Source organism: Angustibacter sp. McL0619 (assembly GCF_049994355.1).
Lineage (GTDB): Bacteria > Actinomycetota > Actinomycetes > Actinomycetales > Angustibacteraceae > Angustibacter.
Genome location: NZ_CP188257.1, coordinates 1,457,692 through 1,477,763, shown reverse-complemented (window position 1 = coordinate 1,477,763; position 20,072 = coordinate 1,457,692). Strand labels below are relative to the sequence as shown.

Genomic DNA, 20,072 nt, shown 5'->3' with positions numbered 1-20,072 from the left:
CGTTCAAGATCGAGGGCGCGACTCTGGACCGTCACCGGGCTCAGCGGACAAGTAGCCATTCCGGCTGCCGCGCCGATCTGAAGCCTCCGGCGACGTCGCCGTTCGGCAGTACGGACCAGCGACCAGCGTGGTCGCCGGTACGCGCTGCCGTGCAAGATGGCGGGGTGGAGGAGCTGCCGACGCGCGCGCTCAAGCGGGGTGCACGGCTGGCCGCGCTCCCGGTGACCTTCGCTGGCCGGCAGGTGGTGGGATGGGGCCGCCGTGTAGGCGGCCGGCCGGCGGACCTGGTTGCTGCTGAGCTGCAGGCGCGGACGGCTGAGCAGCTGTTCTCGACCCTGGGCGAGCTCAAGGGCGGCGCGATGAAGGCTGGCCAGTGGCTGTCGGCGATGGAGGCGGCGCTGCCGGAGCAGCTGGCCGGGCCGTACGGGCAGGCCCTGACCCGCCTGCAGGAGGCTGCGCCGGCCATGCCGATGCGCACGGTGCACCAGGTCCTGTCCGAGCAGCTCGGCCCGCGCTGGAGAGAACGGTTCCGTGAGTTCGACGATCGACCGGCCGCGGCGGCCAGCATCGGGCAGGTCCACAGAGCGGTGTGGCGGGACGGACGGGTGGTGGCCGTCAAGGTGCAGTACCCGGGCGCTGGTGACGCGCTCGCCTCTGATCTTCGCCAGCTGGACCGGCTCGTCCCGATCGTGCGGGTTGCCGCGCCGGGAATCGATCCGCGGGCCCTGTTCAGTGAGCTCAGGGCTCGCGTCATGGCGGAGGTCGACTACCGGCAGGAAGCCGAGGCACAAGCCGCGTTCGCCTCGGCCCTGCGCGATGACCCGGACTTCGTGGTTCCGGCGGTGGTCGAGGTCACCGACCGCGTCCTGGTCTCGGAGTGGGTTGACGGGACCCCTTTGTCGCAGGTGGCCCGAGCCGGGGAACGGGTGGACCGGGACCGGGCCGGGCTGCTGCTCACCCGGTTCCTGCTGTCCAGTCCTACACGGGTGGGGCGGTTGCACGGCGATCCCCACCCAGGCAACTTCCGCCTCCACGCCGACGGCCGGCTCGTCGTGGTCGACTACGGCTCCACGCTGCCGATGGCCACCGGGTGGCCGCCCCGGGTCGCCGGCCTGCTGCTCGCCGGCCGGGACCGCGACGCCCGACGCTTGATGGACGTGGCGATCGCGGCCGGGCTGGTCGTGAACGACGCCGTCACCCCGCAGGGGCTCCTGGAGCTCATCGACCCCATGCTGGAACCGTTACGGATCGAGGCGTTCACGTTCACGCGGGACTGGATGCGCTCGCTGACGACCCGGATGTCAGACCCTCGTTCGGCCGCGGCCCGCTCCCAGCGCCGACTGCACATGCCAGCCCGGCACCTGCTCGTTCAACGCGTCGCCGTTGGCACCGCCGGCGTCCTCTGCCTACTCGGGGCCACCGTCCCGGTCCGACGCGAAGCAGCGGTCTGGCTCCCCCAGTTAAACGCGTAGTGCTTCCCTACCGACAGATGCGTCCGCTCTCGGCCAGAACGTTTGCTATTTGCTGGTGATCGAATGCTGTATCCGCCTGAGCTCGCTCGGCAGCCTGCCCATGTCGTCAGGGATACCTGGCGCTCAGGGAGGCTGGCCGACGCTGACCGCCGTCTCGTAGCTTCTCGACGGCTACGGCGAGCGCGGCGCTCATCGCTTCGAGCACCTCCAGCAGCGCCTGCTCGTCGATCTCCAGAGCCTCGCGGAACGTCTCGATCGCCGTGGAGAATGCCGGGAAGCACTGCTCGGTCAGCCGGGCTCCCTGGGCCGTGAGCTGCACCAGCTGCGAGCGTCCGTCCGCCGGGTTCCGCCGACGTCGCAGGTGGCCTCGAGCCTCCATGCGTCGCAACCAGTTCGACATCGTGGAGCGCCCCAGCCCGAGGTCGGCGGCGAGCTCGGACGGCGTGGTCGGCCCGCTGCCGTGCAGCACGCTGTACACGGCAAACTCCCCCGGCGTCAGCGGTGCGTCCCCGAAGGTGGTCGCGAGGAGCTCAGCCAGCTGCTGGTCGAGGGCGTACGTGAGCAGGAAGGGCCCGCGCCACTGCAACCGTCCTGCCACGACCGCAGCCTATGCCGAGCTGAACCGGCGCGGACGAGGTCACGATGTGGTGTCGGCTCTGGCAGATAGTTCCAACATGAACTAACTTCGCAGCCATGCCCAGTGCAGCCCGTCGACGTCCGGGCCGGCGGTCTTCGCTGGTCCTGCTCGCCGCTGTAGTGATGGCCACGACGACATCCTGCAACCCTGGCGACGGGCCGAGCACCGCGCGACCCCGACCCAGCCCGGCAACCGCGTCCGGCGCCCAGACCTCGCCGACCGTTGCGGCACAGCGGATTCACGTGGGCAGCAAGCCGTGCGGGGTGCTGGTGACCCCCTCGACGGTCTGGGTGAGCAACTACGCCGACGGCACACTGGTCGCGGTCGACCGCGCCACCGGCGTCGTGCGGACGACGGTCGAGGTCGGCTCGCAGCCGTGCGGGCTTGCCCAGGGTGCGGGATCGGTCTGGGTCGAGGACTACGGTTCGTCGGAGCTCACCCGGGTGGACGAGAGAACCGGGCGGGTGCTCTCGACCGTCGAGGTGGGCGCGTCCCCCTACGACGTGACGTTCGGGGCAGGTGCGGCGTGGGTGAGTGACAACCTGGACGGCACGGTCTCGCGCGTCGATGCGACGACCGGCCGCCGCACCGTCGTCCGAACCGGGGGCAACCCGGTCGGCATCGTGTTCGCAGGTGGTGCCGTGTGGGTCGGGCTGGGCACGACCGAGGTGGCGCGCATCGACCCCCGCGCGTCGAAGGTCACCGACCGGGTCGCGACCGCGCCGGGGGCCGGCTGGACCGCGGCGGACGGGGACGACCTGTGGGTGATGAACGGCACCGCCGGATCGGTCACTCACATCGACACCGGCACGCGTGCGGTGGTGCGCACGGTCTCCGTCGGTGGCACACCGTTGGACGGCGATGCCGATGGTGGTGCGGTCTGGGTGCCACTGAAGGACGGGCGGGTCGTGCGTCTGGACGCCGCCACCGACCGCCTCACGGGGGTGTGGCCGACCGGGGTCGCGAACCCGTTCGTCCTCGACGCCGACGCCGATGAGCTCTGGACCGCGGACTTCAACGGCACCGACCTCACGCGGTTCGAGGTTGCGTCATTGCGCTGACGATCGCACCGCGGTCTTGACGCCCAACTGCGGGCGCTTGCTCACGGCGGCACGCCGTGGCTGTTACCAGGCGTAATACCGCAGCCAGAGGTAGACCCAGCTGATCGCGATGGTGACTGCGGCGACGACGAGCCCGACCTTGGTGAAGCGCCAGAACGAGATGGGGTGGCCGTTCTTGGCGGCGATGCCGATGATGACCACGTTCGCGCTGGCGCCCACCGCCGTGGCGTTCCCGCCCAGGTCGGCGCCCAGCGCCAGTGCCCACCACAGGGCGCGGGCCGGCGGCGCGTTGCCGCCGGCCTGCACGAGGTCCTGGACGAGCGGAGCCATGGTGGCGACGTACGGGATGTTGTCCACGATCCCGGACAGGGCCGCCGATCCCCACAGCAAGGCGGACGACGCGAGCAGGTACCGGTCGCCGACGGCCGCGGTGACGGCGGAGGCGAGACGGTCGATCACGCCGACCTGCACGAGGGCGCCGACCATGATGAACAACCCGGCGAAGAAGACCAGGGTCGCCCACTCGACCTCTTCCAGGAACTGGGGCGGGTCGAGCCTGGACAGCGCGACGAGGGCGCCGGCACCGAGCAGCGCGACGAGCGAGGGTTCGACGTGCAGCGCGGAGTGCGCGACGAAGCCGACCATCACCGCGGCCAGGACGACCCCGCAGCGCACCAGCAGCCGTCGGTCCCGGATGACCTCCCGCTCGTCCAGGGCCATCAGGGCGGCGACCCGCTCGGCGTCGTAGCTGAACGCCGAGCGGAACAGCACCCGGCACAGCCCGATGAACACCAGCATCAGGACGACGATGATCGGCGCCAGGTTGACCAGGAAGTCGTTGAAGGTCAGTCCCGAGCGGCTGGCGATGATGATGTTCGGCGGGTCGCCGATCAGCGTGGCGGTGCCACCGATGTTCGAGGCCATCGCCTCGGCGATGAGGAACGGCACGGGCGGCAGGGCGAGGCGTTCGCAGATCAGCAGCGTGACCGGGGCCATCAGGAGCACCGTGGTGACGTTGTCCAGCAACGCCGATGCCACGGCGGTGATCACCACGAGCATGACCATGGTCGCGAACGGCCGGCCGCGGGTGCGCTTGGCGGCCCAGATCGCGAGGTAGTCGAAGACACCGGTCTGCTTGACCACGCTGACGATGACCATCATGCCCAGCAGCAGGAAGATGACGTTCCAGTCGATGCCGGTGCGCTCGCTGTAGAACGCGACGTGGGCGTCGACGACCCCGAGGAGCACCATGCCCGCCGCGCCGGCCAGCGCAGCGGCGACGCGGTGGATCCGTTCGGTGGCGATCAGGACGTAGGCGGCGACGAACACCGCGACAACCAGAACCTCCGTCACGAGGGCAGCAGGTGCTCGAGCAGCCGGCTGACCGTGATCGCGCCGACCACGTGCCGCTCGGCTTCGTCGTCGACCACCGCGACGACTGGGCTGTGCATGCGGGCCATCACCGCGGCGACCTCGAGGCTGGTCGCGTCTGCGTCCACGACGGGCAGCTCGTCGGTGTCCTGCGGGCGGGGCAGCAGGTCCTGCACCGTGCTCGCGACGAGCTTGCGGCACAGCTCGTCCGCCGCGTTCTCGTCGAAGGCGCCGGCCAGACCCGGGTCGTCCTGGATGTACCGCGGGATCAGGAACCTCAGCACCTGCGAGCCGGGCAGGATCGTGTACGGCCGGCCCTGTGCGTCGCAGACGATCAGCCCCGGCAGCCGTTGCCGCGCCATGGTCCGCGCCGCCGTCATGGCGTCGTCGTCCAGCGAGACGATCGGAAAGGGCTCGGCAAGATCTCTGGCACGCATCTGAACTCCTGGTCTGGGGCAGGATGATTCCGTTGCCGACCAGACTTCCCGGCGCACCGGGAGACACGTTACCCCGTGGGCTTGTACGACCTTGACGTCTTCGGTCTCGTGGAGTCGCCGGCGTCTTGTCCGCCATGGTCACCGCTGGGTCCAGCGTCGGCTGGCGCGGCTCGACGGCGCCGGTGCAGGGCGTCAACGGCGACGACCGCAGCGGCGACCCCGTACCCGAGCACCCGGGTACCGAAGTACGCGTCGCCCAGCGGGGCGGCGGCGTAGACCAGGTACATCGCCGCGGCCACGACCAACCACACCGGTCGAGCGCCGAGGGCCACGAGCGGCACGAGGAGGAGCGCGTACCAGGGGTAGGGCGGTTCGAGGAGGATGAAGCTGATCCCGACCATGGTCGCGCCGTGCGTCCACGGCTGGGGTGGCAGTCCTGCGTCGTCCTCCACGGCGGTCTGACGCCAGACGAGCAGGGCGGTCACGGCGAGCAGGACGCAACCAACGGGCCGCACGGCGATCTCGGGCAGCACAGGCTTGAGCAGGTCGAACTGCTGGTGGGACTCCTCGCCGAGATATCCGCCCAGGAAGCCGGTGACACCGGTCCCCAGCACCAGCACGTGCGGCAGGTAGACCAGGACCACCGCGGCGAGAGCCGCTGCGCCGACCCGGACCGCGCGCCGCGGTGGCACGGTGACCGCCAGGAGCGCGGGTAGCAGCTTGGTCGCCACGGCGAGCCCGAGCACGACCCCGGCGCCGGCCCAGTGCCGACGGGCCAGCAGACCCAGCGCGATCACCACGAGCAACGAGGCGAGGACGTCGACGTGGCCGTTCCCGCCGGTCTCGATGACCACGGTGGGGCACCACGCCCACCACGCCACCCGACGCGGGTCGCCGCCGACCCGGCGCAGCACCACCACGATCGCCGCGGACGTCGCGACCGCCACGAAGGCGGCACCGACCTGCAGCCCGCGCCCCTGGCCATGACCACCGGTGAGCACGTGCATCAGCCAGAACCACGCCTGAGCGACCGGCGGGTAGATCGTGCGCTCGGTCGGGTGGTTGAGCCGAGGCGTCACCCCGTCCGGGAACAACCACGCGTCCCGCAGTCCCACCAACTGCGGGGCGCCGGGCGGGTAGCGGTACGGATCGATCCCGGCCGCCTGCACCCGACCGTCCCAGGCGTAGCGCAGGTAGTCGTCACCGTTCAGCGGGCTCACCCGCAGGGCCGCGAGCTGGAGCAGCGCCCCGCCGACGACGGACAGCCGCACGCTCGCGGTCACGGCCACCCGTTGCAGCTGGACGGCCGTGCACGAATACGCCACGAACATCAGGCCGACGAACGCGAGCGGGGCGAGCGCGTGCGCGCGCCGGCTGCTGAGCTGCTCCAGGATCAGCAGCACGCCGACGGTCAGCCCGCCGGCGACGGCGAGCAGGACTTGGCGGCTTCGAAGCACCGGGCCAGCCTGACACCCGGGCGTCGCGGGCACAGGCCCGCAAGGCCCGACGTCCCGATTCCGTAAGGTCCGCACCCCTCGTCGGGACCGTCGGGCCTGCCTACGGTCGAAAACGTGAGGATCCCGCAGCCACCCCAGGTGTCGAGCCCGCGCCGAGATGCGCGGGTCACCGCGCGGGTCGGCCGGATGCTCGGCATCTCGGTCGGCGTCTGCTTCGTAACCGGCATGATCAGCCACCTGCACCAGCACCCCGTCGGGTGGCTCCCGCTTCCACCCAGCCCCGCCTGGGGCTACCAGGTCACCCAGGGCGCGCACGTGGCCTTCGGCATCGCCTGCGTCCCGCTGGTCCTCGTCAAGCTGTTCAGCGTGTACCCGCTGCTGCTGCAGTGGCCGCCGGTACGCGGCCTCAAGCATGGGCTCGAGCGCCTGTCGGTCGCGGTCCTGGTGTCCTGCATGCTGTTCGAGGTCACCACCGGCATCCTGAACACCGTTCAGTGGTATCCATGGAGCTTCTTCTTCCCCGCCGCCCACTACGCCATCGCGTGGGCCCTGGTCGGGTCGATCCTGCTGCACCTGGCGGCGAAGGCCGACGTCATCGCGAGCGCTCTGCGCACCGGGCTGGACGACCCCCGCACCGTGCCGGACGACCCCGACGGGCTGACTCGGCGCGGCCTGCTGCTCGCCACCATGGCGTCGGTGGGGGCGGTCACCCTGGTGACCATCGGGCAGACCCTGCCGGGTCTCGGACGTCTGGCCCTGCTCGCCCCACGCCGGCCCGACATCGGACCGCAGGGTCTGCCGGTCAACCGCACCGCGACCGCCGCGCGCGTCCGCGACCTGGCGGCCGCCGACTCCTGGCGGCTGGTGGTCGACGGCCCGAACCCGTTGCAGCTCAGTCGAGTCGAGCTCGCGGCTATGGAGCAGCATGAGGTCTCGCTGCCCATCGCCTGCGTCGAGGGGTGGAGCGCGACCGGCCGGTGGGGCGGCGTACGACTGCGGGACGTGCTCGAGCTCGCCGGCGTCCGGTCGGGGTCTGGCGCCACGGTCCGCTCACTGGAACCGCACGGGATCTACCGTTCATCCGACCTGACCTCGGCTCAGGCCCACCACCCGGACACGCTGCTGGCGTTGCGGCTCAACGGGTCCGACCTCGGACTGGACCACGGATACCCGCTCCGGCTCGTCGCGCCGAACCGGCCGGGCGTGCTGCAGACCAAGTGGCTGGCCCGGATCGAGGCGGCATGAGTCGGTGGCGGATGGTGCTCGGCGCGCTCGGGATCGGGGCGATGGGCTGGGCCGCGTGGCTGGTGCTCTCCGGCGGGGTCGTCACCCCGCCGGTCCCCATGGCGACCTGGCTCGCGGCGGTGCTGATCGCTCACGACCTAGTCCTGGCGCCGATCGTCGTCGCACTGGGCTGGTTGGTCGCGAGGATCGTGCCCGCCAAGGCCAGGTCCTCGGTCGCCGTGGCCTTCCTCGTCTGCGGCTCCGTCGTCCTCATGTCCGCCCCGCTGTGGCTCGGCCAGTTGCTCGGCCAGCTCCCCACGGGCAACCCGTCCGTCGACCCGCTGGACTACCGGCGCAACGTCCTCCTGGTGACGGCCGTGCTGTGCTTGGTGGTGGTCCTGGGCGCCTTCGTCAGATCGCGGACGGCCCGGGATCAGCCACCAGCCGAAGGGCCAGGAACGTCCGACCCGAGGCTTCCCAACGCTCCTCGAGACTGAACCCCAGTCGTTCGGCCCGGTTCACCGCGGCCGAAACGCCGACCCGCGCCCACTCGAAGCTGTCGCTGGCCACGGCGCCGTCGGCGGTCTGCAGGCACAGGTGCACGCGCTCGTCCACCTCGTCCGGCTCGGGCTCGACGAGGAGCAGGCCGCCCGGCCGCAGCAGCTCGCGAACGCGGCACAGGAGCCGGTCCGGGTCGGCACCGATCCCGAGGTTTCCGTCCGCGAGAAGCACCGTGTCCCAGCGCCCTTCCCCGGGCAGCCGGTCGAACACCGAGCGCCGCAGCGCCAGCGCGCCAGCAGCTGCGGTGCGGTCCACCGACGTGCCCGCGATGTCGACGCCGAGCACCGGTCGGCCCAGCCCGGTGATCGCGGCAGCCATCCGCCCCGGTCCGCACCCGACGTCCAGGACGACCCCTTCGCACCGGTGCAGAAGGTCGAGGTCGACGGCGTCGGCCTCGCCTGTCCAGCGAGCGATGTCGAAGGGTGGCGCCTGCCCGTTCAGGGCGACGAGCCGCAGCGTCTGCCGCGCGCGCACGACCTCGTCGTACAGGTGCTCGACCGGGAAGCCGATCCGCGGACCGGGCAGTCGGGCCAGGACTTCGGAGAACCGCGAGGCGGGCACGAGCGACGCCACGTGCCGGGCGTCGTCCATCGTGTCGACGTCGCGCAGCACCCTCAGGTCCTGCACGCGGAGCCCGGCCTCGACCAGCCGGGCGCGCTGTCGGCGTCCGGTCTGGTCGGTGCTCATCGGCACCCCGAGGAACACTGCGGGCAGCGGTCGTCCCATCCCAATGCCCCAGAAGCCTCCGTCCTCGCACAGCCCGATCGCGGCGTCGGGGGCCGTCAGGGCGACGTCCAGGAGCTCCGCGGTGATCTGCGGGGTGTCCATGCCGACCAGGAACGCCGGCCCGTCGACCATCGCGAAGGCGCCGGCCAACCGGCGGTCGAGCCCGCCGCCGACTTGCGGGACGACGTCGAACCCCTCGGGCAGCCACGCCCCGGCCGCGCCGTCGAGCACCAGCACCCGGCGGCGGGCCGGAGCGGCGGCGACCACGGAGAGCGTGTCGGCCAGCGCGGCCGCAGCCACCTCCGCCGCCTCGACCGCACTCAACTCCGGGGTGAGCCTCGTCTTGACCAGACCGGGCACCGGTGCCTTGGCCAGCACCATCAACGTCAGACTGCTCATCGCACCCAGCCGTCGACGACCAGCACCCGAGTCATGTCGGCCACCGCCTGCAAGGTGCCACGGGCCGTTCCGGTGACCTTCGAGCGGCCGAGCCGGGGCACGTAGGCGATGGGTGCCTCACGGATCCGCCAGCCGGCGCGGGCGGCGCGCAGCACGGTCTCGAGCGGGTAGCCGGACCGGCGGTCTCGCACGCCCAGGTCGATCAGGTCCTCGCGCCGGGCGACCCGAACGGGGCCGAGGTCGTGCAGGCGGTGCCGGGCCGCCAGGCTCATCGGCAGGCTGAGAACCGCGTTGGCCAGCCGGGCGTGGGTCGGCCACGCCCGCGGCGCTGCGACCCGCCGGCCGATCACCAGGTCGGCGTCACCATCCGACACCTGCGCGGCCAGCGCGAGGAGGTCCTCCAGGTCCATCGACGCGTCTGCGTCGCAGAACGCCACGACCTCCGCGGTGGCCGCCATCAGCCCGCGGTGGCACGCGGCACCGTAACCACGGCGCGGCTCGTGCACCACCCGCGCCCCCAGCTCGCGAGCGAGGTCGGCGGAGCCGTCGGCCGAGCCGTTGTCCACGACGATCGGACGAAGCACGTCCGGGACCGCACGGAGCAGCCTCGCCAACGCCGGCGCCTCGTCCAGGCACGGCAGCACCACATCCACCTGCATGACCCGACGCTAGGGGTCGGACCACGGCCCGCTGGGCGTCCCGACCCTTACGGAATCCTTGCGGGGCGGCGGGTGGCGGCTGGAACCGTGGTGGGCACCACCGGGCGCACCTACAGTGGCGGACGTGCCGACGGTGCTGGTAGCGGATGACGACCCGACGGTCTCGCAGGTGCTGTGTGACTACCTGCGCAGAGCCGGGATCACGCCCGTAACCGCGGTCGACGGCTCGGCGGCACTGGCCGTCGTGCGCAGCGCGCAGATCGATGCCGCGGTGCTGGACGTGATGATGGGTCCGCCGGACGGCCTCGAGGTCTGCCGCCGACTGCGCGCCGACCCGCTGACCAGCCTGCTGCCGATCATCCTGCTCACGGCGCTCGGTGACGAGATGGACCGGATCGCCGGCTTCGAGACCGGTGCCGACGACTATGTCACGAAACCGTTCAGCCCGCGTGAGCTGCTCCTACGGGTGCAGGCGCTGCTGCGCCGTGCCGCGCCGGACGCCGGCTCTGGTGGCAGCACACTGACGTCGGGTGACCTGGTGGTCGACACCGCCGCGCGAGTCGTCACCCGCGGCGGCGAACGGCTCCAGCTCACCACGCGCGAGCTCGACCTGTTGGCCTTCCTCGTCGAGCACCCCGGCCAGGTCTTCTCCCGCGAGGTGCTGATGCACCGCGTCTGGGGCTGGTCGTTCGGCGACGACTCGACCGTGACGGTGCACGTCAGACGCCTGCGGGAGAAGGTCGAGGACAACCCGTCGTCACCCGTTCGGCTGGTCACGGTCTGGGGCGCTGGCTACCGGTGGGACGAGGCCACATGAGTACGGACGAGCTGACGGTCGTGGCGATCGCAGCGGGGTGCGTCATCGTCGTCGGTTTCGCGGGGCAGGTCCTGATCAGGCGCCTGCACGGTCGTGGCCTCGCGACCCTGCTGGTCGCGATCTCGGTCGTGGTCCTGGCGGCCGTGGGTGCGGCAGTCGCCGTCGACTCCCGAGTGATGTTCCTGTCGACCCACGACGGCCTCGTCGTCGCCCTCACCCTCGCTGCGGCGCTGCCACTGGCCTGCGGCCTGGCGATCTGGCTGGCTCGAGCCGTCTCCGTCGCGGCCGACTCGTTGGCCAACACTGCGAGCCAGGTCGGTGGCACCGAGCCACCGCGAGCCGCCCCCATGGTGTCCAGCGAGCTCGCCTCGGTGCAGGACCAGCTGCTGGCCGCCGACTCCGCGCTCCGGGCAGCCCGCCACGGCGAACAGGCCGCCGAGGCCTCACGACGTGAGCTGGTCGCCTGGGTCTCCCACGACCTGCGTACCCCACTGGCCGGCATCCGGGCCATGGCCGAGGCGCTCGAGGACGGCGTGCTCGACGACCCCAGCGACTACCACAAGCGCCTCCGGATCGAGTCCGACCGGCTGTCCGAGATGGTCGACACCCTGTTCCTGCTCTCCCGGCTGCACGCCGGTGCACTTCCCCCGCACCAGGAGCCGATGAACCTGCGGGACCTGGTCTCGGACGCGGTGGCCTCCGTGGCCCCGGTCGCCGAGGTCCGCAAGGTTTCGGTGACGGGCGACGTGGATCCCGGGCTTGTCGCCTGCGTCGACCCGAGCCAGATCTCTCGGGCTCTCGCCAACCTGCTCATCAACGGTGTGCACCACACGCCGGCCCGCGGCGAGGTGTCCGTGCGCGCCGAGCAGCTGGCCGACGGGATCCGGATCAGCGTCCAGGACGCCTGCGGCGGGATCGCGCCCGAGGACCTGTCCCGGGTCTTCGACCTGGCCTGGCGTGGGCGGTCCGCACGCTTCAGCGGGCCGGACGGCGGGGGTGGACTCGGTCTGGCCGTCACCCAGGGCATCGTGGCCGCCCACGACGGCCAGGTGAGTGTCTCCAACGTGCCGCCGGGTTGCCGGTTCGAGATCACCCTCCCCGGCGCGGCGACGCCGAGGTCGCAGGACGGCGCGGTTCGTTGAGCAGCTCACGGACGGACGAGGTGAAGTCCTCGGTCGCGCGCCATCCGAGCTCGCGCGCCGCTCGCTCGCTGGACGCGGTGATGTGCCGGACGTCCGTGGGCCGTGCCAGCCCGGTCACCATCGGTGCCGGGGCGCCGGCGGCAGCGCTCAGTGCGGTCGCCAGGTCGAGAACGGTGCGCACCGTCCCGCTGCCGATGTTGTAGGCGCGCATCGTGCCCCTGGCCACGACCTCCGTGTGCGCTGCCAGGACGCAAGCGCGCGCGACGTCCCGCACATGCACCAGGTCACGGCGCTGCGCGCCGTCCTCGGCGACCTCCGGTGCCCGGCCGCCGAGCACGGCCGACCGGAAGATGGCGGCGACGCCGGCGTAGGGCGTGTCCAACGGAAGGCCCGGACCGTACACATTGTGGAACCGCAGAGCCGTCACAGACCCACCGGTCTGGCGAGCCCAGAGCCCGGCCAGCTGCTCCTGGCAGACCTTGGTCACCGCATACCCGCTGCGCGGATCGGGGGTCACGGCCTCGTCGACCAACATCGGGCTCAACTCCGCGTCGCACGTGGGACAGGTCGGCTCGAACCGGCCCGCTCGTAGGTCTGCCGCCCTTCGGGCGCCTGGGCGAACGCCACCGTGCTCCGGGCACCGGGCAACCCCGTCCCCGTACACCACCATCGAGCTGGCCAGAACCATCCGCGGCACGTCGCGAGATGCCGCCGCCGCAAGGACCACTGCTATGCCCAGGTCGTTGTGCGAGACGTACTCCGGCACGTCCCTCAGGCCCTGCTCCACGCCGACCTTGGCGGCGAGATGGACGACGACGTCAGCCCCGCGCAGCGCCCGACCCATGAGGTCCGCGTCCCGGACGTCGCCCCCGCGCGCGATATCGAGCACCACCACGTCGTCGCCCGAAGCCTCGGCGGCCGACACGACGTGGCTGCCAATGAAACCCGCCCCACCCGTCACCACCATGCGCATTCCGTCACCCTAAGCGCGGACCGGATGGGTCAGGCAGCTCCCATTCTTACGAAAGCCTTGCCTTACAGCCCAAGCAGCTCGGCGCCGAAGGGGACGCCTGTTCGGACGCACGCAAGACCTCAGATCCAGCGCTAGCCTGCTGAGCCCGGCCAGCGCATCGGCGATCGCACCGTTCACGTGCCACAACGCCGTCAGCAGGCCCGCACCGGCCCGCGTCGCATCACGAGGTCCGCCGCCTCCGCGGAACCGGTCTCCCCTTCGGCACCTCAGATCGCACGACGTCGCCGTCCGTAGCGCCACGGGGCGGGAGCGACGACTGTTGTCTGGGCGGCTCGGGGGGCGATCTGGGGGGCAGACCAGACGCTCAGGGACGCTGACCGACGTCCACGGACGCTCAGCGACGATCAGTTCGTGTCTACCTGAGCCGGTATGGTCGAAACCCCTGGTCAGACCGACGAGGGGCAGCCTGGCGTCCTATGTTCGAGTCCCGTCACTCACCCCAGGTCAGGGCCGGGGAATACGAGTAGTGCCCTTCATTTGCCCCCAACGCCTCCTTGAGGCCGCTCTGGGGGCGTACGCCACGGCCGCAAGTCCTACCTGCCGTTCGACGCGCCCGACCCAGCGCACGACTTCCGCGCTCTTGCCGAGCTCGTCGGACTGGAGACGGCTCGTCAGATCGTCGTCGGAGAACTCCAACTGCGGCCCGGCCCAGCGGGCCCAGGCCTCTGGGCCCGTCTCGGACGTCGGTGAGAGCGAAGGTCGAGAGCAGACCCGGCCCGGCCAGCCGACCGGCGTGACCTTCGCCGTGCTGCGCCAGAACTACCTGGCCAACCTCACGAGTCTCCGAGGCCAAAACGATCGCCGGGTACAAGGCTCTGGCCGAGCACTACCTGGACCCGTACTTCGGTGTCCAGGACATCGGTCTGATCCTGTCCAAGGACCCGCTGCGCGCCCCGACGGATTCGTACCCCACAGTCGAGTCGAGACCCTGCTGATCTGACGGCGGGGCGGCTCAGTGGCCAGGGCCGCCAGCCAAACACCTGTCGATCGTCGTGACGGTGGTCCGCGGCGGGGTTCGCCTGCCGTTAGGTGAAGGTCCATGACCAGACCTGGGATGGCGGCGCCGGAGGCCAAGGGCCGACCCCGCCATGGTGATGCTGCACGACGGGACCTACAACCCGGGTGGCTCACGAACCCAGCTGACGGATGGGTGGCTGTGGTGACGCCACGAAAGAGGCACCGGGCCACGGTCCGGTGCCTCTTTCGCCTCCACTCGGTGGCTGGCCCGTGCGAAGCCAAGCCTGTCCGCCACTCCGGTTGCTGTTCAGTGGTTCGCGCCCCCATTGCAGACCAGCATGTTGTTGGAGTTGTAGGGAGCGGTGGCGTAGTTGGACACGGTGCCGGTTACGGTGCTCCCGGTCATCCAGGAGATCGTCGCGCTGTAGCGGGTGTCCAGGCTGGTGAACTCGCCACCGGTGTAGCCGCTCTCCGGGGCCTCGTCCTGGGCCAGCGTCTGGTTCTTCCAACCGTTCGCGTTGTTGGTCCAGGTCTTGGTCCAGACACCGGCCCGCGCGTAGGTGTAGTACCAGGCGGTGCGGTAGACGTACCAGCCAGCCGCTCCGCCCGGGTGCCAGAACCGGATCTGCACCCAGACCAGCTGGTTGGCCGTCGAGGTGCCCGAGACCCAGGGGAGGGTGCCCTTGGTGATCTTGGAGTCCACGAAGCTACTGGGGGCGCCAGGCTGGATGTACCAGCCGCAGACAGTCTGGGTGTACGCCCCCGTCGTGCCGGTCGCGTTCGCCGGCGCAGCCGCGCCGATGCTGAGGAGGCCAGCAGCGATCGCCGCCGCGAGCCCCCCGACCACGGCCCGCCGGAGGCGACGGCCCTGGGGGTGCGGCTTCGGGAGGGCCGCTGTCGCGCCGTCCTCGTCGGGGGTGGTGATGGGGGTGGTGGTCGGGCTGAGGGTGCTGGTCGTGGTGTGCATGTCGACTCCTGGGCTGGAAGGTGGATCTGCGACAGGTCAGAGACTGCGCGCTCGCGCTGATGTCGCGCTGAAGGCCCGCTGAAGCCCGCGGTCGGCCCATACCATGAGCCGTGCCCTCTGCTCAGCCCCCGGCCATCGGGGTGCTACTGCTCGGTCCTGTGCGGGTGATCGACAGGGCGGCCGGTCCTGTGTCCCCCGGCGGTGGGCGGGTGTGCGCAGTGCTAGCCATGCTCGCTCTGCGCGCCGGGTCGTTGGTCACGACCGAGCAGCTCATCGACGGCGTCTGGGGTGAGGACGCTCCACTGACAGCCCGCAACGCACTGCAGGTGCACATCTCAAGCCTGCGCAAGGCGCTGGCCGCGGCCGGGCTGGCGCCGGGAGCAGTCGTCGAGGGGACCTCCTCCGGCTACGTCCTGCGCCTCGCGCCGGAGAGAGTCGACGCCCTGGTGGCGGAGCGCCTGCTCACCAACGCCCGGAGCTGCCTGGCCAGCGGACAGGTCGACGCCGCGCAGGCGCTGGCCGCGCAAGCCTTGGCACTGTGGTCGGGACCGGCGCTGACGAGTGTGGCGCGCGCGCCGTTCGCCGTCCTGGAGGCAGGCCGGCTGGGTCAGCTGCGTCTGGACCTGACCGAGCTGACGGCGGTGACGCTGGCGGCAGCGGGGCGACATGCGGACGTGGTCCGGCTGGCGGAGTCGGTGCTGACCGAGCAGCCCTTCCACGAGGGCTGGTGGTGCAAGCTGGTGACCGCACTGCACCACAGCGGCAGGACGGCCGACGCGCTGGCCGCGTACGAGCGGGCCGCGCACGGCTTGCGGGAGGAACTGGGGCTCGACCCGGGGTCGGAGCTGTCGATCCTCCAGGAGCAGCTGCTACGAGGGGACGTGGCTCCGGAGCCGGGGCAGCCTGGGGCTGCGCCTGCGGTGCGAGCCACGTCGCGGCTGCCCGAACCGCCCACGCCCCTGATCGGACGCGAGGGTGAGCTGGCCGAGCTGGTCGCGCTGCTGAGGGCACCGGGCGTCCGCCTCGTGACGTTGACCGGGCCAGGAGGGGCAGGCAAGACGCGGCTCGCGGTCGGCCTGGCCAGCGAGTCCGCAGCGGCCTACCCGGACGGCGCCTTCCTCGTCACCCTGGCTGCAGTCACCGAGCCGGGGGCGATGTGGACCTCCATCGCGGAGTCCCTGGACGTCCCCACCAGCGACCGGACGGTCACCGGGCTGCTTGGCCACCTCGCGAGCCGGTCGCTGCTGCTGGTGCTCGACAACCTGGAGCAGCTCGCCGACGCCCACACCGTGGTCTCGCAGCTGCTGCGGGCCGCCCCCGACATCACGGTTGTCGCCACCTCTCGGCGTCCCCTGCACCTGGCGGCGGAGCATGAGCACGCGGTCCCACCGCTGGAGCTACCGCGACAGGCCACGCTCGGCGAGGCCGAGGGGTCGGCCGCCGTGTCCCTGTTCGTGCACCAGGCCCGTCGGGTGCGGTCCACCTTCGTCCTGGACAACGCCAACGTCGCCGACGTCGTCCACCTCTGCCACCGGTTGGACGGACTGCCGCTGGCGATCGAGCTGGCGGCGGCCCGCTCGAAGCTGCTGTCGCCCGCGGCGATGGTCAAGCGGCTGGACCACGTCCTGGGGCTGCATGACGTCGGGGTGGACCGTCCGCGCCGGCAGCAGACGCTGCGCGCGACGATCGCCTGGAGCTACGACCTGCTGAGCCCGGTGCAGCAGCGCGTCTTCCGGCGGCTGGGCGTCTTCGTCGGCGGCGCCGACCTCGCCGCCGTCGAGGCCGTCACCGAGGGCTGCCGGGGGGAGGCGGAGGCGTTCGACGTGGTCGCGGACCTCCTCGACGCGAGCCTGATCAGCGTCACGGAGGGCTCGGACGGTGAGCCCCGGATCACCACCCTGCAGACCATCGGGGACTTCGCCCGCGAGCAGCTGCGCAGCCAGGGGGAGGCGGAGTCCGTCGAATTGCTGTTCGCCCAGCACTGCGCAGCCGTCTTTCATGCGGCGTCCGACCTGATGGCCGGGAGCGGTGACAGCGTCGTTGCGGCGCGCCGTCTCTTCGAGGTTGAGCACGACAACGTCCGGTCCGTCCTGGAGTCGTTGTTGGGCAGTGGTTCCGGTCCGTCCCCGGCCCCCGCCCGGGTGCGCGCAGGCCAGGTCCTCTGCGCCGACCTCTGGCGGATGTGGACCGACGGGGGCGCCCTCGTCGAGGGCCGCGTGTGGGCGCAGCGGGCGATCGACCGCTCGCCCGACGAGGACAGCGTCGCCCTCCTGCAGTGCCTGTGCGTGTACGCCGAGCTCGCGATCCTGCAGCGCGACTTCACGATGAGCCGGGACACTGCCGCCCGCGCCGTGGGGATGGGTCGCCGGCTCGGTGACCTCGCCGGCCTCATCGGTGCGCTGATCATGCTGGGGCGCAGCGAGCACATCGCCGGCAGCCCCGACGTGGCCCGGGCCGTCTTCGATGAGGTCATCACGCTGGCGAGCTCCGAGGCCGAGCACCAGCAACGGCTGGCTGAGGCGCTGGTGGGGCTCGCGTACATGGAGATGGGCGAGGGCCGGTACGAGCGGTCGCTTCAGCTGCAGGACGCGGCGCTGCAGATCAGTGTGGCGATCGGGGACGAGCGCAAGACCCTGTACGCTCGTCACAACTTCGCCTGCACCCTGCGGTTGATGGGCCACCTGGCCGAGGCGCGAACGCGGATGCGCGAGCAATTCACGCCGGTCATCCGGCTCGCCAACCCGGACCTGCTCATCGTGCTCGCCGAGGACTATGCGGCGCTGCTGGCCGAGCTCGGCGACCACGCGGGGGCCGTCCGGCTGCTCGGCGCGGCCGACGCCCTTCGGTCCAGGGTGCAGATGCCCCGCCTGCCGCAGCAGGAGGAGGAGATCCGGCAGCCCTTCGCCATGGCCCGGGCCGCTCTGTCCGGGGTCGACTGGGACGCCGCCTATGCGGCGGGTCTGCGACTGGGTATCGAGACGGCGCTCGGGGAGGCGTACCACTCCTAAGAGGGGCGTCGTCCCGCGAAGCCGGGCTCGGACACCACAGCCGCTCACCTCGCCCGATCGACTCCCCTATTCCCCGGACGGGCCACAGCATGACGCAGCCGTAGCGGCTCGTTTCCAGTGCTGGGGGCAGAGATGCGCGACGACGGATTCGAGAGCGTCCGTGCTGCGATGCGCGCGTCCAGGCCGGCCAGTGACGGGACAACCTGTTGGGCGAGATCGACGCGAATGCTCACCTGGCGGGACGTCACGATGCTGACGCCGACCGGGCATCAGTGGTGGTAGGCGTGGTGAGCAACAGGTGGGCATATGGCGGCACACCGACTGGATCGCTGGCTTGCATGCCATGGGGGACGCCAGGCGCGGCTCGCCCGGGGCAACGTCGGTGATGGACGAGACGCACCTAACCTAACTCGATCACCGGCGACCCTCGGCCACACGTCGTTCTGGTCTTCTCCCGCGTCGACCCAGCAGGTCCCGGGACGTTCGACTCTGCCCCGACAGCGGAGCACGAAGGACGCTTGGACCCATGACATCGGTCCGCGTACGAACGTTCTCCGTAGCCAACGCCGTCGCCGTGATGAACGGCGTGGCCAACCGGTTCCTCATCCCGTTGCTGCACAGCTCGGCCGGCGAACGCCTTGGGCGCCGGTTCGCGGTTGTCGAGTATCTGGGGCGCCGGACCGGCCAGCCGCACCAGCTCGTCGCGTTGTACGTCGCCGAGGGGCGGACCGTGCGAATCGAGGTCGGCATGGCCGAGAGCAAGACCTGGTGGCGCAACTTCGAGGAACCCCATCCCATCCGACTGCGACTGGAAGGCGCCGATCACGACGGGGTCGCCCATGTGGTGCACGATGGAGACCGGGTGCGCGTAATGACCGAACTCGATCGCGTCCACGAAACGCACACGAGTCGCCACCCGCTCCGCTTGCGGCCGTGACCGGAGCAGGCCTGCCGGCGGGAACTCAGCTGTGCGGCCACGTCCAGCCGGCGATCTCGGGCAGAGTCCTCGCCGAACTCTCGACTGTGCTGGCGCGCTGGCGTTCGTCGACCATGTCTGGCGCACGTCAGGACCTTCGACCTGACCGGACGCCGTCGTGAGGCGAAGCTGCGTTCGACTGAATTAACGGGCCACGATCACTGGGCTGTGCGCGTGAGCGAGTACCGACTGGCTCACGGAGCCGAGAAGCATGCCGGTGAAGGCACCCCGTCCCCGGGAACCGACGACGACCAGACCGCGATGCGCCGACGCATCGCTCAGCAGTCGGCTCGGATGGATGGGGACGGCTTCCACGAGCACCTCGACCCCCGGGTAGCGTCTCTGCCAGGGCTCGACGGCCGCTTCCACAAGCTGCTCTCCAGCGTGCACGTGGTCGACGACATCGCCTGACAAAGGCAACCGGCCGATCGGACGCTCGCCAGAGTCGGGATGCCAGCCGAACACTGCAACCACGCCGACGCCCCGAGCGGCCGCAACCTCGAAGGCGAGTTTGACTGCGGCCTGGTTCTCCTCGCTGCCATCGACACCGACCACGACGTCGCGTGACTGCGTGCTCGCCGGCTCTCGGACCACCGCAACGGAGCAGGAGGCGTGCTGGACCAGGTGCTGGCTGACCGAGCCCACCAGCGTGCCTCCGACTCGGGTGTGTCCCCGCGCGCCGAGCACTACCATCCGTGCGGTGGTGCTGAGGTCCCGCAGGGCCTGCACCGGTGGTTGCTTCGTCGCAATGACCTGGGGTGCGAGTCCCCCATGCTGCCCCACCTGCGCGGTCGCACGGCCCAGTCGTTCGCTTGCGACGTCGTCCCACTCCTGCGACCCACCGACCATCGCCGGCCACTGACGCGATAGGTCTCGCGCGGTGACCACGGTGAGCGGGCACTTCAGGTCCTGCGCGATCTCCACCGCCCACCGGACAGCTCGTTCGGAATCCGGCGACCCGTCGAAAGCGAGAATGACGTGGCCGTCCACTGATTCGGGCACGAGCGTCGTGGTGTCCATGTGCGGATCGTGCCAACTCCGAAGGATCTAGACAAGGCCGTTGGTCCCGTTGCAAGGCCTGTGGATGAGGAGATGGAAGAGTTGTCACGGCCAGGCCCTCCTCCCTGGCGCGGACGAACGGAATCAGCCCAGGTACACAGCGCGTTGC

General features: G+C 71.1%; 17 protein-coding genes and 1 pseudogene. 8 read left to right on the top strand and 10 right to left on the bottom strand.

What is annotated here, in order from left to right:
• Positions 1-164 precede the first annotated feature (164 nt).
• Positions 165-1,472 (top strand): ABC1 kinase family protein, encoded by a 1,308-nt coding sequence (locus ACPPVT_RS06650; protein ID WP_426566227.1) that lies wholly within the window; start codon positions 165-167, stop codon positions 1,470-1,472.
• A gap of 106 nt (positions 1,473-1,578) precedes the next feature.
• Here ACPPVT_RS06650 and ACPPVT_RS06645 read toward each other — a convergent pair whose 3' ends face one another.
• Complete coding sequence (locus ACPPVT_RS06645) at positions 1,579-2,070, bottom strand: MarR family winged helix-turn-helix transcriptional regulator (protein WP_426566226.1); 492 nt, start codon at positions 2,068-2,070, stop codon at positions 1,579-1,581.
• Positions 2,071-2,165: 95 nt separating this feature from the next.
• On the opposite strand from ACPPVT_RS06645, the gene ACPPVT_RS06640 reads away from it, so the two are divergent.
• Positions 2,166-3,170, top strand: a complete 1,005-nt coding sequence (locus ACPPVT_RS06640; RefSeq protein WP_426566225.1) for a hypothetical protein — start codon at positions 2,166-2,168, stop codon at positions 3,168-3,170.
• A gap of 63 nt (positions 3,171-3,233) precedes the next feature.
• Here the strand turns inward: ACPPVT_RS06640 and ACPPVT_RS06635 are convergent, their stop codons facing one another.
• The 3 genes from ACPPVT_RS06635 to ACPPVT_RS06625 all read right to left on the bottom strand — a co-directional run bounded on the left by ACPPVT_RS06635 (position 3,234) and on the right by ACPPVT_RS06625 (position 6,435).
• A complete protein-coding gene (locus ACPPVT_RS06635) occupies positions 3,234-4,523 on the bottom strand; it encodes an ArsB/NhaD family transporter (protein WP_426566224.1) in 1,290 nt (429 codons plus the stop codon).
• Positions 4,520-4,978, bottom strand: a complete 459-nt coding sequence (locus tag ACPPVT_RS06630; protein WP_426566223.1) for a CBS domain-containing protein — start codon at positions 4,976-4,978, stop codon at positions 4,520-4,522. The genes ACPPVT_RS06635 and ACPPVT_RS06630 overlap by 4 nt, the downstream gene beginning before the upstream one ends.
• Before the next feature lie 68 nt (positions 4,979-5,046).
• Complete coding sequence (locus ACPPVT_RS06625; protein WP_426566222.1) at positions 5,047-6,435, bottom strand: glycosyltransferase 87 family protein; 1,389 nt, start codon at positions 6,433-6,435, stop codon at positions 5,047-5,049.
• Positions 6,436-6,549: 114 nt separating this feature from the next.
• On the opposite strand from ACPPVT_RS06625, the gene ACPPVT_RS06620 reads away from it, so the two are divergent.
• Together ACPPVT_RS06620 and ACPPVT_RS06615 are read left to right on the top strand one after the other, a co-directional pair.
• Positions 6,550-7,680 (top strand): molybdopterin-dependent oxidoreductase, encoded by a 1,131-nt coding sequence (locus ACPPVT_RS06620; protein ID WP_426566221.1) that lies wholly within the window; start codon positions 6,550-6,552, stop codon positions 7,678-7,680.
• Complete coding sequence (locus ACPPVT_RS06615) at positions 7,677-8,156, top strand: hypothetical protein (protein ID WP_426566220.1); 480 nt, start codon at positions 7,677-7,679, stop codon at positions 8,154-8,156. The genes ACPPVT_RS06620 and ACPPVT_RS06615 overlap by 4 nt, the downstream gene beginning before the upstream one ends.
• Here ACPPVT_RS06615 and ACPPVT_RS06610 read toward each other — a convergent pair.
• The 3 genes and pseudogenes from ACPPVT_RS06610 to ACPPVT_RS06600 all read right to left on the bottom strand — a co-directional run bounded on the left by ACPPVT_RS06610 (position 8,071) and on the right by ACPPVT_RS06600 (position 10,004).
• Positions 8,071-8,538 (bottom strand): SAM-dependent methyltransferase, encoded by a 468-nt coding sequence (locus ACPPVT_RS06610; protein ID WP_426567076.1) that lies wholly within the window; start codon positions 8,536-8,538, stop codon positions 8,071-8,073. The two genes, ACPPVT_RS06615 and ACPPVT_RS06610, sit on opposite strands and share 86 nt — an antisense overlap.
• A gap of 207 nt (positions 8,539-8,745) precedes the next feature.
• Positions 8,746-9,345: pseudogene (locus ACPPVT_RS06605) on the bottom strand (TIGR04282 family arsenosugar biosynthesis glycosyltransferase); the annotation flags it as partial.
• On the bottom strand, positions 9,342-10,004 hold the full coding sequence (locus ACPPVT_RS06600) for a glycosyltransferase family 2 protein (protein WP_426566219.1): 663 nt from the start codon (positions 10,002-10,004) through the stop codon (positions 9,342-9,344). The gene ACPPVT_RS06600 and the pseudogene ACPPVT_RS06605, both read right to left, overlap by 4 nt.
• 124 nt (positions 10,005-10,128) lie before the next feature.
• On the opposite strand from ACPPVT_RS06600, the gene ACPPVT_RS06595 reads away from it, so the two are divergent.
• Entirely contained in the window at positions 10,129-10,821 is a 693-nt protein-coding gene (locus ACPPVT_RS06595) for a response regulator transcription factor (RefSeq protein WP_426566218.1), read from the top strand.
• Positions 10,818-11,963, top strand: coding sequence for a sensor histidine kinase (locus ACPPVT_RS06590; RefSeq protein ID WP_426566217.1), 1,146 nt, complete (start codon positions 10,818-10,820; stop codon positions 11,961-11,963). The genes ACPPVT_RS06595 and ACPPVT_RS06590 overlap by 4 nt, the downstream gene beginning before the upstream one ends.
• On the opposite strand, the gene ACPPVT_RS06585 is transcribed toward ACPPVT_RS06590, so the two are convergent.
• Together ACPPVT_RS06585 and ACPPVT_RS06580 are read right to left on the bottom strand one after the other, a co-directional pair.
• On the bottom strand, positions 11,911-12,936 hold the full coding sequence (locus ACPPVT_RS06585) for an NAD-dependent epimerase/dehydratase family protein (RefSeq protein WP_426566216.1): 1,026 nt from the start codon (positions 12,934-12,936) through the stop codon (positions 11,911-11,913). The genes ACPPVT_RS06590 and ACPPVT_RS06585 overlap by 53 nt on opposite strands.
• 1,324 nt (positions 12,937-14,260) lie before the next feature.
• Positions 14,261-14,920, bottom strand: coding sequence for a hypothetical protein (locus ACPPVT_RS06580; RefSeq protein WP_426566215.1), 660 nt, complete (start codon positions 14,918-14,920; stop codon positions 14,261-14,263).
• A 209-nt stretch (positions 14,921-15,129) separates the two neighbouring features.
• Here ACPPVT_RS06580 and ACPPVT_RS06575 point away from each other — a divergent pair, with 209 nt between their 5' ends.
• Both ACPPVT_RS06575 and ACPPVT_RS06570 read left to right on the top strand, forming a co-directional pair.
• Complete coding sequence (locus ACPPVT_RS06575) at positions 15,130-17,928, top strand: BTAD domain-containing putative transcriptional regulator (protein WP_426566214.1); 2,799 nt, start codon at positions 15,130-15,132, stop codon at positions 17,926-17,928.
• Between the two features lie 526 nt (positions 17,929-18,454).
• Positions 18,455-18,865, top strand: a complete 411-nt coding sequence (locus ACPPVT_RS06570) for a hypothetical protein (RefSeq protein WP_426566213.1) — start codon at positions 18,455-18,457, stop codon at positions 18,863-18,865.
• 183 nt (positions 18,866-19,048) lie between these two features.
• Here ACPPVT_RS06570 and ACPPVT_RS06565 read toward each other — a convergent pair whose 3' ends face one another.
• The gene (locus ACPPVT_RS06565; RefSeq protein WP_426566212.1) at positions 19,049-19,924 is read right to left on the bottom strand and encodes a universal stress protein; all 876 of its coding nucleotides are present in this window, start codon (positions 19,922-19,924) and stop codon (positions 19,049-19,051) included.
• Between the last annotated feature and the right edge of the window lie 148 nt (positions 19,925-20,072).

Excerpts from the sequence above, each read along its gene's own strand:
- ACPPVT_RS06640 (WP_426566225.1), top strand. The coding sequence starts at position 2,166 with ATGCCCAGTGCAGCCCGTCGACGTCCGGGCCGGCGGTCTTCGCTGGTC.
- ACPPVT_RS06630 (WP_426566223.1), bottom strand. The coding sequence starts at position 4,978 with ATGCGTGCCAGAGATCTTGCCGAGCCCTTTCCGATCGTCTCGCTGGAC.
- ACPPVT_RS06615 (WP_426566220.1), top strand. The coding sequence starts at position 7,677 with ATGAGTCGGTGGCGGATGGTGCTCGGCGCGCTCGGGATCGGGGCGATG.
- ACPPVT_RS06610 (WP_426567076.1), bottom strand. The coding sequence starts at position 8,538 with ATGGCTGCCGCGATCACCGGGCTGGGCCGACCGGTGCTCGGCGTCGAC.
- ACPPVT_RS06600 (WP_426566219.1), bottom strand. The coding sequence starts at position 10,004 with ATGCAGGTGGATGTGGTGCTGCCGTGCCTGGACGAGGCGCCGGCGTTG.
- ACPPVT_RS06590 (WP_426566217.1), top strand. The coding sequence starts at position 10,818 with ATGAGTACGGACGAGCTGACGGTCGTGGCGATCGCAGCGGGGTGCGTC.
- ACPPVT_RS06585 (WP_426566216.1), bottom strand. The coding sequence starts at position 12,936 with ATGCGCATGGTGGTGACGGGTGGGGCGGGTTTCATTGGCAGCCACGTC.
- ACPPVT_RS06580 (WP_426566215.1), bottom strand. The coding sequence starts at position 14,920 with ATGCACACCACGACCAGCACCCTCAGCCCGACCACCACCCCCATCACC.
- ACPPVT_RS06570 (WP_426566213.1), top strand. The coding sequence starts at position 18,455 with ATGACATCGGTCCGCGTACGAACGTTCTCCGTAGCCAACGCCGTCGCC.
- ACPPVT_RS06565 (WP_426566212.1), bottom strand. The coding sequence starts at position 19,924 with ATGGACACCACGACGCTCGTGCCCGAATCAGTGGACGGCCACGTCATT.